This is a genomic window from Tunicatimonas pelagia (genome assembly GCF_030506325.1).
Taxonomy (GTDB): Bacteria; Bacteroidota; Bacteroidia; order Cytophagales; family Cyclobacteriaceae; genus Tunicatimonas; species Tunicatimonas pelagia.
This window is the reverse complement of record NZ_CP120683.1, coordinates 6,723,206-6,735,977: the sequence shown is the minus strand read 5'-3', so window position 1 is coordinate 6,735,977 and position 12,772 is coordinate 6,723,206. Positions and strand designations below refer to the sequence as shown.

The following is a 12,772-nucleotide window of genomic DNA, read 5'->3' as shown; positions in this document are numbered from 1 at the left end:
GGCAGCGCCTATCCAGAGCTTTCCAGCACCGTCTAAGAAGAGCGATGTAATATCAGTATAATCGGCTTCCTGAAGAAAACGATTGATCGCCTCAGACCACTTGAACTCGATGCCATTATACCAAAAAAGACCATCGCGGGTTCCGAACTACAAGAAGCCCTGCTCATCCTGAAAGATCGCCGTAATGGAGTTAATACTATAGTCATTGGAAACAGCAACGTGGTAGAAGTAATTAAGCGTCTGCCCCTCTAAATTTACAGAGCACAAAGTCAATAGCCCAGTCAGCATACTGAATTTCAGCAAGTTAACAAAATAAGGCAGTGCTAACCTTTGCTTAGCTGCGTTGTTACGTTTTCTTTCAGGTTGCGGTATAGACATAGGGCAAGGTGATAGAATGTTGCATTGGGTTTGCTCGCGGTGGCGGCAGGTAAAGTTGAATATGTATTACTTGATTTAACAGACATAATACATGAAGCAAGAAAATATGACAAAGAATTCAAAGCAATGACCGTAGATCTTCGTTTTGCTGGTAATCAGTTACGCCAAGCTTTGAGCTAATTATCAAGTGCAAGTCACTCGCGATTATAAACTAGCAGCAAAATGATGCAGTGCTTGTATGCTAAGGCTTTGTTGCTTAGTTTAGAAGTCTTCTAAATAAGATAGATGATACAGGTTTTAGTGGCGGATAATCAAGAACTGGCTTCAGCCGGAATTCAGTACTTACTGAATGGTGAGACAACTTTTCAGATAGTAAGCACAGTTAACCGTTGGGAAAAGGTTTCTGCCGAAGTACAGCGATATTCGCCCGATGTGCTGGTGTTAGATTATCTTTTTTTACCTGGTTTTACCATCGCCAAGTTGAGTAGCTTGCAAAAGCAGTATCCATCACTCAAGTTTTTTGTGTTAACCACTGATACCAATCACGCTAGGATACTTAAGATAATTAAGATGGGTGTATTTGTTTTTTTAACCAAAGATTGCAGCCGAAACGAAATCATCCGGGCATTCCAAGCAGTGGCCGATGGGCAGAAATTTTTCTGCAACTCTGTGCTCGATTTACTTACGTATCCTGATACTCAAACCTCACCGGTTCATCCAATGGCTGCCTCACTAACTAAACGGGAGCGTCAAATTATTCAGCTTATTGCCCAAGAGTACTCTTCTGAAAATATTGCCAAACAGCTTTCGCTAAGTCCTCATACTATTAATGCCCACCGCAAACGCATACTTAAGAAGCTAAATGTCACCTCACCCGTAGGGCTGATTATCCAATCATTACATTTAGATATTATTCATTATCAAGACGATCAAATTCTACTCACCAAACGTGAGACGTAGCATTGACTCTACCTAAGGCTGTCGGTCACAAACACCCTAGCAGTAGCTAGTGGTATACCTAGTAGTAGTACTTAAAAAAGACTAGCTCCAGCGATTGACACGAATAAGTTGCGCCCTTACCTTTGGATATTATTTAAAATAAGTCTAAATAAAATTAGTAACACTTACCTAACCTTATGGCACAACTGATACCTACTAGTCAGATTAGCCTGCTGATTATACTATGGATGACCGTAACGTCCGTTCAGGCTCAGTTGCTACGCGGGACGATAACCGATGAAGGCGGGGAGCCACTGGCTGGGGCGACAGTCATTGTAAAAAACACCACGAGGGGTACTGCTACAGATTTAAATGGTCAATATTCCTTAAACCAATTGCCTGTTGGGCAACATACCCTAGTTATATCCTATTTGGGCTATCAAACTCAGCAGCAGACAATTACACTCTCGTCACAGGAAGTAAAAGAAGTATCGGTGCAACTCACCGAAACATCAGGTGCGCTAGCAGACGAAGTTATCGTAACAGCTACCCGTACTGCCCGGGCTATTGATGAAGTACCCGTACCCGCTCAGGTGATTACCGGCGAGCAGATTGAGCGTATTGGGGCACTACGGCTCAACGAAGTATTGCAGGAGCAAACTGGCTTGCAGATGATCTCCGACCACGGGGCGGGCTTGCAGATGCAGGGGTTAGACTCGGACTATATTCTGATTCTGATTGACGGGGAACCCGTGATTGGGCGCACCGCCGGAACGGTTGACTTAACCCGCCTAACGGTGAACAATATTGAGCGAATAGAAATTATTCGTGGTCCTTCTTCTTCGCTCTACGGCAGCGAGGCGATGGCTGGAGTAGTCAATATCATCACGAGCGGTAATGAACCCGGGTGGAATGGCTCGCTGGGCTCACAATTTCGCTCGTTTGGTACTTGGGATACGCAGGCCGAAGCGGGCTATCGCAACGACCGACTGTCGGTTCGGATGTTTGCTAACCGTCTACGCTCCGATGGCTATGATCTAAACGAAGAAACGGTTTCTCAAACGGTCTCCCCTTATGAGGCGCTAACGTTCGGGCCGAAGGTTTCGTATCGTATCAACGATCGGTTAAATCTCCGGATAAGTAGTCGATTCTACCAAGAAAGTAACGAGGATGAAGGTGATGTGGACGTTGCCCCAGGTTCAGACATCATGCTAGAGCGGATAGATAGCAAAAATGTACTTACCGACTGGAATGTACTGCCGATTCTGGAATACCAACCCAGCGACCGGCACAAGATGCAAATACGGCATTACATTACCGGCTATGCAACTGAAACGGACGAAACCTACCAGCGCGATGGCCAAACTTTTAACTATACCACCTTCGACCAATTTTTTCAGCGTAGCGAAGCCCAGTACGACTGGTACGTCAGCGACCAGCATATCATCACGGGGGGCGGCGGGCACCTCACCGAGCGGGTAGAAGCGACTCGTTACGACGATGTGAACCGCTTTTACTCGACCTACGGTTTCGCTCAGTACCAGTGGCAGCCTACTGCCCGTTGGAATGTAGTGGCCGGGGGGCGCTACGATATCCACAGCGACTACGCCGACCGATTCAGTCCTAAGCTGGCGGTGGGCTACGAAGCATTAGACTGGTTGAGTTTACAGGCCTCCTTCGGCGGTGGCTACAAAGCACCTGACTTCCGACAGTTGCTACTTAACTTTACGAACGCTCGGGTGGGCTACAGTGTGCTGGGTTCCCGCATTGTGGAAGAAGAGTTTGCTGAATTCGAGCAGCGGGGGGAAATCAAGCAGGTCTTGATTGATCCGGCTACTGTTGAGGAGATTCAAGCCGAAAGCTCATTGGCCTACAACCTTGGGGTTCGGCTCAAGCGATCCGACCAACTCCGCTGGCAAGTTAATCTTTTCCGAAACGACATTCGTAACCTGATTGATACCGCGCCGATTGCCATCAAAACTAACGACCAAAACATTGTGAGCTACTTCAACTTTGACGAAGTACTGACCCAAGGAGTAGAAACCCAAGTGGACTACGAACCCTACCCCAGCTGGGCGTTTAGCATCAGTTATCAGTACCTGGATACCCGCGACAAGGAGGCCTACCGACGGGTAGAGAACGGTGAGGTTTTTCGCCGTAACGCTGATAATCGTACGGTGCAGGTGACTACGGCTGATTACGGGGGACTAATCAACCGCTCGCGCCATTCGGGTAATGCTAAGCTATTTTATACCAATTCTCGCCACAACTTTGACATATCCTTACGAGGAATCTACCGGGGCCGCTGGGGTGTTGGCGACTTTGACGGCAGTGGTGTATTAGATGCGGATAGCGAATACGCCGATGGTTACTGGCTAGTGAACCTAGCGGCCCGTAAGCACTTCGGCGACTGGCTCACCCTGGAAGCTGGAGCGAATAATCTGACGGATCAAACCAACCCGTTCGAACCGGCTTTAGCCGGACGCACTTTCTTCGCTGGACTACAAGTGAATTTTGTTAAACCTAACCTCTAAATTATATTGACGATGAGAAGCGTACATTCATTATTTTATTTCGGACTACTCAGTACTTTGTTAGTCTTTGCTGGCTGTGAGGAAGACGAAGAGGCTGCTCCCCCTGCGGAAGTTGAGACCGTATTAATTGAAGACCTTGAGACGGGCACCCGGCGAAGAGGTCGTGACACTACCTACTTCGATTTAGAAAGCGGACAGATAGTGCCTGACGACCAAGCTAATACTACCGAATGGGATATTGCTTTTGATAATACCGACATTCTAGTTAATAGTGGTATTTCCGGATCAGGGCAAGTAGAGGCTCAAATAGTAGAAGGCGTGTTTGAAAGTATAGGGTCAGCTCCGGAAAATGGTTATCGAACGGATGCTGATTCGGCTTTAGCCATTCCTGCGGGGCCAGAATTCGAAAATAGCTGGTATCGATACACAGCGGAAACCAGGCCTGCCCGAGCCGTTCTTCCTATTCCCGGTCGAGTAATTGTACTTCGTACTAACGAAGGTAACTTCGCCAAACTCGAGATTATAAGCTGGTATAAAGGAAATCCCGATACTTCTACCGATGAGTTTGCTGATAATATTCCGGCTCGCGGAAGTGGACATTTCACTTTCCAGTACGCACTACGACCAGGGGGCAGTCGCGAGTTTTAAAACGAACTATTTCCGGATGAATCTGCTAAGTTTCAACTGATAAGCGATAAAAACCCGGAGTTTGAAGACCCCGCCCAGGGTATATAGTTAACCGTAAAACCCTGGTGTCGGGGCACCAAAATATACTACAAGAATTACACTACATGATACTGATACACTGTGAAGTAAGCAAATGGCAATTTTTTGTCCCGTCGTGGCGAGCGGATGCCGTGTGGGTAAGATGGCTTCGCTGACTCGCCACGACGTAGCGAAGAGAATATAAACATACCTACTCTACAATGTACTAAAACTACTCAAAAATAATGGTTTGGCGGTTGTACTGTTGATGAAAATCAACCCTCAAACCAGAAGCCCCCTACGAACCCACCGAGTAACTTCGTTGGGCTTCGTAGGGGCATTTATCAAGATATAACCCAAAAGCACACCCGTAAAAACGTACTATATGCCTCCCTGCCAGCCCCAAGTACTCTACCAAGCACACCGCATTTGCATTGCCCAGTGCAAGTGCTGTCACCGCATTAGTCTGTACTACGCTAACTTGTTAGCAGGCTTTTCCCCGCAAGATTTCGATAACTTCTGCCATAATGTTCAGAACACGGACTTTGATGAATTCGGGATGTTGTTTCCGGAAGGTGAAAAAAATATCGTACTACAAACCTGCCATCGCGATATTCAATTCACCTTCATCCGCCACGAGTACGAACAGTTGAGGCAAGCCTTAGCCGAGACCCAAGTACTACTTCAAGTGCAACAGGTACTAGACCCTAACAAATGATGATCCGACGAATAACAGTACTGAGTATCTTATGGCTAATAGCCTCCGGTAGCTGGGCGCAGCAGTTGCCCGCTTACCAACTATTCAACCAAAAGGGTAAGCCGACTTCCTACGCTAAAATGCTCCGAACTCTAGCCAAGGCTGATGTGGTGTTATTTGGCGAATTGCACAACAACCCTATTTGCCACTGGCTGGAACTGCAACTGCTCCGCGATCTGCACCAAGAACACGACAGCCTCGTACTAGCAATGGAGATGTTTGAAGCCGATAATCAACTGGTGCTGGATGAGTACTTACTGGGTACCATTCAGGAGAAGCACCTGCTGAATGAAGCCAAGGTATGGAACAACTACGCTACCGACTACCAACCGCTGATTGAGTTCGCCAAGGCGAATGATATTCCGGTGGTCGCCTCCAATGTTCCCCGTCGCTACGCCAACCTGGTCTACCGGCAGGGTCTGGCTGCACTAGATTCACTGTCCGATCAAGCGAAGCAGTGGGTCGCGCCCCTACCCATCACCGTCGATATGCAACTATCCAGCTACCAGGAAATGCTCGCGATGATGGGCGGAAGCAGCCACGGAGGTGATACCGGAGAGGCTGAAACCCTAGTACATGCCCAAGCGGTGAAAGATGCCACTATGGCTCACTTCGTACTTCAGCAGTTGCCCCGTCCCGTGTTCCACGTCAACGGAAGCTATCATTCCCAAGACAAAGAAGGAATTGCCTGGTACCTACGGCAAGCCCAACCGGACTTAATTATTATGAATATCCATTCGGTAGAACAGGATACTATTGATGAACTAGTAGAAGAAAATCAAACCGATGCCGACTTCACTATCTGTATACCTAGTGACATGACTAAGACTTACTAAATGCTAATTTCTATGAAAAAGAACGTAATATATCTACTGCTGATCGTTATCAGCTTACCGCTAGCCGCCCAGCAACGCATCGTGACGGCGGGTAGCTCATCCTCTGAGATTGTTTGTGCCCTGGGCTACTGCGATAAAATTGTGGCGACTGACCGTACTAGCGTTTACCCCGAACATTTGCAGGGACTTCCTTCTATTGGCTACCGAAACAGTATCGGAGCCGAAGGCATCATTTCGCAGAATCCCGATCTGGTGATCTTGGAAGAAGAATACGTAAAGGATGCGCTGGTAGAGCAACTGCTCGCTACGGGTATCCCTACTGAAGTGGTAACTCAGGATCGCACCTGGGAAAGTACCCGTGATCGGATTGATGTGATTGCCGAAGCCCTAGACGAGGAAGATGCGGGACAAGAACTGATTACTGAGTTGGAGCAGGAACTGGCGGAAGTTAAACAACTGGTTGAGAGTAGTGACCAACGTCCGAAAGTACTAGGAGTATACGCCCGAGGAGCCGGGAGTATGCAGGTGGGTGGTAGTGACTCTCCTTTCTCTATCATTGAACTGGCGGGTGCTCAGAATGCCGTTCCCAAAATTGAGGGTTTCAAACCGCTCAATACCGAATCGCTTATTAAGGCCAACCCTGACTACATTTTGTTTTTTGATTCGGGACTGCAAAGTTTAGGAGGTATTGACGGGGTACTGGAGATTCCGGGCGTAGCCCAAACCACTGCTGGTAAGCAGCGACAGATCATTTCCATAAATGGGGTCAAACTGACCAACTGGGGACCTCGTGTAGCCGAAGCCGCTCGTGAACTCTTTTATCTTACTCATCCCGAAGAGCATGCCCAGCGTACTGACCGTCCGGAAAAGTAATTCTCGAACCCTAACGCTTAGTCTGTTAGCGATACTGCTTGTTGGAGTGCTGCTCAGTTCGTTAGTCGTAGGAGCTGTTTCTATCACGTTGACCGATGTACTACGGATCATAGGACAAAAGCTGGGCATAGTAGCTGATACAGAAGATACCGCTCAGATTGTGCTGCTAAGCATTCGGCTACCTCGCTTGCTTTTTACTGTACTTATCGGGGCGGCCTTGGGGTTGAGTGGAGCTGCCTTACAGGGTTTGTTTCGCAACCCGCTAGTGGAGCCCGGTATCATCGGTATTTCTAGCGGAGCAGCAGTAGGAGCCATCTTCGTCATCATGTTCGTCAGCACCCGATTTCCTCAACTGGCGGAGTGGGCTCAGACGTGGTTATTACCCCTGTTCTCCTTTTTGGGAGGATTAGCTGCCACCTTCTTCACCTTACGAATCGGACAAGCAGCGAACCGAATGCATATCACCTACCTCATTTTGGGCGGAGTAGCTATATCGGCTCTAGCTGCGGCTGTCATCGGAATAGCTACTTTTTACGCTGACGACAACCAGCTACGGGCGTACACTTTCTGGACGCTGGGTGACCTGAGTGCCGCCACCTGGGATAAATTATATGTACTCACCCCATTAGTGGGTTTAGCGATTATTGGTCTGCTGGCAGTGGCCCGTCCGCTGAATGCTATTGCACTAGGCGAAGCGGAGGCGTACCATTCTGGCGTGGCGGTAGAGCGAGTTAAGCTAATTATTGTATTACTCAGTGCGTTGGCGATAGGTGTTTCGGTGGCTTTCTCCGGCATTATCGGTTTTGTAGGCTTGGTTGTACCCCATATTATCCGGGTTGCCTTTACCTCCGATCAGCGGTTGGTACTTCCGGCTTCAGCGCTGGGTGGAGCGTGCTTACTCTTGCTGGCCGATATGCTGGCTCGCACTGTCGTCTCCCCGGCGGAACTTCCCATTGGTGCCATTACGGCGGCAGTTGGAGCTCCTTTCTTTATCTATCTGCTGCGAGCTACCCAAAAACGCCAATTGATCTGATGCTGCGGGCTACCGACATATCGCGCCGAATTGGGCAGAAAGTACTACTCAATAATTGTTCGCTTACCCTTACGCCCGGACGGTTCACGGCAGTGGTGGGACCGAACGGAGCCGGAAAGAGCACATTGCTTCGTATCGTATCGGGCGAAGATCAACCCGACCGGGGGCAGGTTCACCTGAACGGTCGGCTACTAGCCAATCACTCTAGCCGGGAGCTATCGCAGGTACGGGCGGTGCTACCGCAACACACGACGGTAAACTTCCCCTTCACAGTAGAACAGGTGATTGAAGTTGGCCGCTTCGCTCACCGTACTTCGGATCAGGAGAACCAACTCATCATAAGCGAAGTGATGCGACTGACTGGACTAGTCCCTTTCCAGGGACGAGCGTACCAAACTCTTTCGGGAGGTGAGCAGCAGCGGGTGCAGATGGCTCGGGTGATGGCGCAACTCGGGGGGGAAACCTACCGAGGGGCTTTATCTCAACCCCGGTACTTGCTACTTGATGAACCTACTTCCAGCCTGGACTTGGCGCAGCAGCAGCGATTATTGGGGTTGGCGAAAGACTTATGCTTACGCCCCTTTGGCTTATTAGCTATTCTGCACGATCTGAACTTGGCCATTCAGTACGCCGATGATATTCTTTTTCTGAAGCAGGGTGAAACCATTGCCTATGGAGCAGTGGAAGAAGTTGTTACGCAGGCCATCGTCGAAGAAACTTTTTCTCATCCAGAGCAACGGCTCGCGGTAAGACTTATTCGCGATCAGAGGCAACTGATTGTTGTTCCTAAACTACAACCTCGCCACAACAAAGAAGAAACTTTAATCAACGCAAACAAACAACACTATGAATCACACCCTTGAACAATCAGCCGATACCATTCGCGCTGCCTGGCAGGAGTTACTAGAAGAAGAACCTAACCTACGCATCCGGGAAGCAGCCAAGCGGCTAGAGTCAAGTGAAGCTCAGCTACTGGCCACTACCATTAGCCAAGATTGCATCCGCCTGCGGGGCCCCTGGCCTGATTTCCTCAAGCGACTGCCCGAACTGGGCTACGTGATGTCGCTGACCCGTAACGATGCTTGTATTCTGGAACACAAAGGTCACTTCGACCAGATCAACGCTTTTGGAAAGGGCGACCACCGGATGGCTACCGTTATTGGCCCTATTGAGACCCGGGTATTTTTCAACAATTGGCACGTGGCTTTTGCGGTTCACCAAAAAAAAGGGGAACGCGAACTCACCAGCCTCCAGGTATTTGATCGGGCGGGCGACGCTGTTACTAAGATTTTCCTGCAAAAAGAAAGTAATCAGGATGCCTATCAATCCATCGTGCGTGACTTTCGGAACGATGATCAGGGAGCTGAGCAAAGCGTACCGGGCACCGAAGAAAAAACCTATACCGATGAAGTAGATCAGGACTCATTCCTTGCCGACTGGGACAACCTGAAAGATACCCACGACTTTTTTCCGATGCTACGCAAGCATCAAGTACATCGCTACCATGCGCTGGAGCTGGCAGTAGAAAAATATACCTACCAGATTGATCCGGAAGCCCTAGAAGGTATGCTGAAGCGCGCCTCCCAAACTAAACTACCTATTATGATCTTTGCCGGAAACCGGGGCAATCTCCAGATTCATCAGGATACGATACGAACCATTCGGATGCTGGAGCGCGGACACAATGGGGTGGAACGCTGGCTTAATGTGCTTGATCCCAAGTTTAATCTGCACCTGCGGTTAAACATGGTGGATACCGCTTGGGTGGTAAAAAAGCCCACCGAAGACGGTATTGTCACTGCGGTGGAACTGTTTGATGCCCAGCGTAACCTCATTACCCAGTTTTTCGGTCTGCGTAAACCCGGCATTCCCCAGCGAAGCGATTGGGCTGATTTAGTGGCTACGTTGCCTAAAATTGCTGAATAATGAATGATAGTTTGCCAGACCATACTGTAGTCAGCGATTCGATTTATACATTTTTCGGGCTAATCCTTCTCGCTCAAAATTGCCGAAGGAAGTCCGCTGCGTTGAGAATGGGAATGGTTCGGAAGGGATGCAACACCAGTAGTGCGTTGTCGCCTGTTACCAAACAAGCTGCTGAAGCGGCTACTCCAACTTCTAAAAACTTGTTATCTTTTGCGTCGGTACATTCAGTAATAGTTTCTTCGATCTCAAAGTACTTGCTCTCTAACAGGAAATTGTTCAACAAGAGCCTACGCTCTTCCGCACCAATGAAGCGATCAAACTTTTTCCTGGCAAATACTTCGCGGTACTCCGAAACTACTTCCTCTGAAACGGCAATCGTGCCTAATTCTGTAGCTCTATTGATAGCCTTGGAAGGAACGGAGTTGGAAAAGAGCAGACCGCTAAGTATAACGTTGGTATCCAAGATAAAGAGCATTTCACTTCTTCAATTCGGATGTTTCTCCGAACAAATTTTTCATCGTCTGGTCATCAAGTTCCATAATTTCCTGAAAGACTTCAGGAGTGAGTCCCCGGGAAGCAGCTTTTTCTCTTATCTCATCCAAAAGCCTAGTCATATCTTCTCCATTTTTATCCAGTGCCAATTTCAGTATTTCATTAATCTTTTTGGCAGTCGATGTCTTTACCCCTTCGGAAGTAGCGTCCCACTTCCGAGCGGTAGCCTCGTCTACCTCAATCACGATTCGTTCCATAGCAATCTATTCATTGTTTAATCTCCATTTACGAAAAACCTAACGATAAAGATATGACCTTCAAAAAGCTAATCGGACAGGTTCATCTTTGGCTGGGATTCTTAGCCGGACTCGTGGTAGTCATCAGCATGACGGCGGCCGCTATCTTTGTGTGGGAAGAGGAACTGACTGACTGGTACTACGGCGACTATGTATTTGTGGAAGAGCAAACTACCCGGCAACCTATGGCCGCGTTGTTTGCCGCAGCCCGTAAAGCTTTGCCCGATAAAGAAGTCTACGGAGTTGAGGTGTTTAACGAGCCTGAACGAGCCTACCTTTTTACCGCCTTCCAGCGCAACCCGGATGCGGGTGGATGGACTTTTTGGGACGACTACCAGTACTGGGATAAAGTATACGTTAACCCCTACACCGGTGAGGTAACCGGCACAGTCAATATGCTCACCAACTGGATTGAGCTAACCCGTCGCCTGCACCAAAACCTGCTACTCCGCTACGCTATTGGGCACTGGATTGTGGGCGTAGCTACGCTAATTATTTTGGTAATGGTGATTACCGGACTGGTACTATGGTGGCCCCGCAACCGAAAAGTGCTCCGGCACCGATTGAAGATTAAGTGGAACGCCCGCTGGCGACGGGTGAACTACGACATTCACAACGTAGGTGGGTTTTATAGTTACCTGTTTATCACCATTCTGGCAGCTACCGGACTGGTCTGGACATTTGACTGGTGGAGCGATGGCATCTATCGTTTACTGGGGAATGATCCGGAGGAAATCTTTGCCAAACCGCCCGAGCTGGTTCGCTTCGGGCCTACTCCCGAATCAGCGATCAACCTCGCTTGGCAAGATGCTCAACAGCAGCGGTCTAGTTGGCAGCGCATCTACTTCAATCTACCCAAGTCAGTGGAAAAGGGAGGCATCTCGGCCTTCGTAGAGTTTGACGGAAGCTCCGGTTGGCAGGAGTCTGACCAGTACCTCTACCAGCCCGAAACGGGTAATATCCACTTTCGGCGGCAGCACGAAAATAAGCTACTGGGTGAAAAATGGCGCAATTCCAACTACCCTATTCACGTGGGCAGTATCTACGGCCTATCAACTAAAATACTGGCTTGCCTGACTGCCTTGTTCTGCGCCTCGCTGCCCATCACTGGTTTTTACATCTGGTTAGGTCGGCGTAAGAAGAAGCCGAAGCGCGCCCCAAGGCAAGGTACCAAAGCCAAGTCCATTCGCCCCGTAGTGGCTAGCTCCTCCTCAAGTAAGCCTAAGGTTTCTCACAATAAAGTAAGGGTTCAGCCTCGTTCGCAGGTAACCCGATCCAAATCCACTGCAAAACAATCCACCAATGACGATAATTGACACTAACTTCTGGCTCAACCGCTGGAAAAATAACGAAATAGGCTTTCACGAAAGCGAAGCCAACCCACTTTTGGTTAAGTGTTTTCCCATGCTTTCCCTAAAAAAAGGAAGTCGGGTATTTCTACCGCTCTGTGGTAAAACGCGGGATATTGCCTGGCTACTGTCCCAAGGCTACGCGGTAGCCGGAGCGGAGCTAAGCCAGTTAGCGGTAGAACAGTTATTTGCCGAACTGTATGCCGAGCCGGAAATTATTCAGCAAGGGGAATTACGCCTCTACCGCGCCAAAAACCTGGATATTTTTGTGGGTGACCTATTTCAATTGTCTGGCTCAATGCTGGGGTCAATAGATGCTATTTACGACCGGGGTGCCTTGGTAGCCTTACCCGAAGAAATCCGGTCGCGCTACTCCGACCATTTGATGAAAATCGCGGAGTCAGTTCCGCAACTGCTAATTACCTACGAATACGACCAAAACCAGATGGACGGGCCGCCTTTCTCAATCAGTCAGGAGGAAGTTGAGCAACACTACGCTCAACCCTACCAAGTAAAACATCTATCCCGCACCGAAGCGACCGGTCCACTTAGAAAGAGGATAGCCGCCCAAGAAGAGGTGTGGCTCTTGACATCTATCAACTCAGTATAATAAAAATTTTCAATAACAATCTGTAAGCATTTTCTGATCAAACC

Annotated in this window: 14 protein-coding genes; 11 read left to right on the top strand and 3 right to left on the bottom strand. The window is 48.8% G+C overall.

The features are described 5' to 3' along the window. Nucleotides 1-147 precede the first annotated feature (147 nt). Nucleotides 148-378 (bottom strand): hypothetical protein, encoded by a 231-nt coding sequence (locus P0M28_RS28720; RefSeq protein ID WP_302206950.1) that lies wholly within the window; start codon nt 376-378, stop codon nt 148-150. 285 nt (nt 379-663) lie between these two features. Between P0M28_RS28720 and P0M28_RS28715 the strand changes: the two genes are divergently transcribed. The 9 genes from P0M28_RS28715 (at nt 664) to P0M28_RS28675 (ending at nt 9,981) form a co-directional block, all read left to right on the top strand. Continuing rightward, complete coding sequence (locus tag P0M28_RS28715; protein ID WP_302206949.1) at nt 664-1,338, top strand: LuxR C-terminal-related transcriptional regulator; 675 nt, start codon at nt 664-666, stop codon at nt 1,336-1,338. A 176-nt stretch (nt 1,339-1,514) separates the two neighbouring features. Further along, on the top strand, nt 1,515-3,851 hold the full coding sequence (locus tag P0M28_RS28710) for a TonB-dependent receptor (RefSeq protein ID WP_302206948.1): 2,337 nt from the start codon (nt 1,515-1,517) through the stop codon (nt 3,849-3,851). Nucleotides 3,852-3,863: 12 nt separating this feature from the next. Further along, nucleotides 3,864-4,499: an HmuY family protein gene (locus P0M28_RS28705; protein WP_302206947.1), complete on the top strand. Its 636-nt coding sequence runs from the start codon at nt 3,864-3,866 to the stop codon at nt 4,497-4,499. Between the two features lie 442 nt (nt 4,500-4,941). Further along, complete coding sequence (locus P0M28_RS28700; RefSeq protein ID WP_302206946.1) at nt 4,942-5,274, top strand: DUF6686 family protein; 333 nt, start codon at nt 4,942-4,944, stop codon at nt 5,272-5,274. Further along, complete coding sequence (locus tag P0M28_RS28695) at nt 5,271-6,149, top strand: ChaN family lipoprotein (protein ID WP_302206945.1); 879 nt, start codon at nt 5,271-5,273, stop codon at nt 6,147-6,149. The genes P0M28_RS28700 and P0M28_RS28695 overlap by 4 nt, the downstream gene beginning before the upstream one ends. 12 nt (nt 6,150-6,161) lie before the next feature. After that, entirely contained in the window at nt 6,162-7,022 is an 861-nt protein-coding gene (locus P0M28_RS28690; protein ID WP_302206944.1) for a heme/hemin ABC transporter substrate-binding protein, read from the top strand. After that, the gene (locus P0M28_RS28685; protein ID WP_302206943.1) at nt 6,991-8,055 is read left to right on the top strand and encodes a FecCD family ABC transporter permease; all 1,065 of its coding nucleotides are present in this window, start codon (nt 6,991-6,993) and stop codon (nt 8,053-8,055) included. Before P0M28_RS28690 ends, P0M28_RS28685 begins: the two co-directional genes overlap by 32 nt. After that, complete coding sequence (locus tag P0M28_RS28680; RefSeq protein ID WP_302206942.1) at nt 8,055-8,918, top strand: heme ABC transporter ATP-binding protein; 864 nt, start codon at nt 8,055-8,057, stop codon at nt 8,916-8,918. Before P0M28_RS28685 ends, P0M28_RS28680 begins: the two co-directional genes overlap by 1 nt. Continuing rightward, complete coding sequence (locus P0M28_RS28675) at nt 8,902-9,981, top strand: hemin-degrading factor (protein WP_302206941.1); 1,080 nt, start codon at nt 8,902-8,904, stop codon at nt 9,979-9,981. Before P0M28_RS28680 ends, P0M28_RS28675 begins: the two co-directional genes overlap by 17 nt. A gap of 73 nt (nt 9,982-10,054) precedes the next feature. On the opposite strand, the gene P0M28_RS28670 is transcribed toward P0M28_RS28675, so the two are convergent. Next, on the bottom strand, nt 10,055-10,444 hold the full coding sequence (locus tag P0M28_RS28670) for a putative toxin-antitoxin system toxin component, PIN family (RefSeq protein WP_302206940.1): 390 nt from the start codon (nt 10,442-10,444) through the stop codon (nt 10,055-10,057). A gap of 13 nt (nt 10,445-10,457) precedes the next feature. Further along, a complete protein-coding gene (locus P0M28_RS28665; RefSeq protein WP_302206939.1) occupies nt 10,458-10,730 on the bottom strand; it encodes a hypothetical protein in 273 nt (90 codons plus the stop codon). Between the two features lie 53 nt (nt 10,731-10,783). Between P0M28_RS28665 and P0M28_RS28660 the strand changes: the two genes are divergently transcribed. Together P0M28_RS28660 and tmpT are read left to right on the top strand one after the other, a co-directional pair. Continuing rightward, nucleotides 10,784-12,085 carry a PepSY-associated TM helix domain-containing protein gene (locus P0M28_RS28660; RefSeq protein ID WP_302206938.1) on the top strand — a complete coding sequence of 434 codons (1,302 nt, stop codon included), beginning with the start codon at nt 10,784-10,786 and terminating at the stop codon, nt 12,083-12,085. Then, a complete protein-coding gene (tmpT, locus tag P0M28_RS28655) occupies nt 12,072-12,728 on the top strand; it encodes a thiopurine S-methyltransferase (RefSeq protein ID WP_302206937.1) in 657 nt (218 codons plus the stop codon). Before P0M28_RS28660 ends, tmpT begins: the two co-directional genes overlap by 14 nt. Nucleotides 12,729-12,772: the final 44 nt, after the last annotated feature.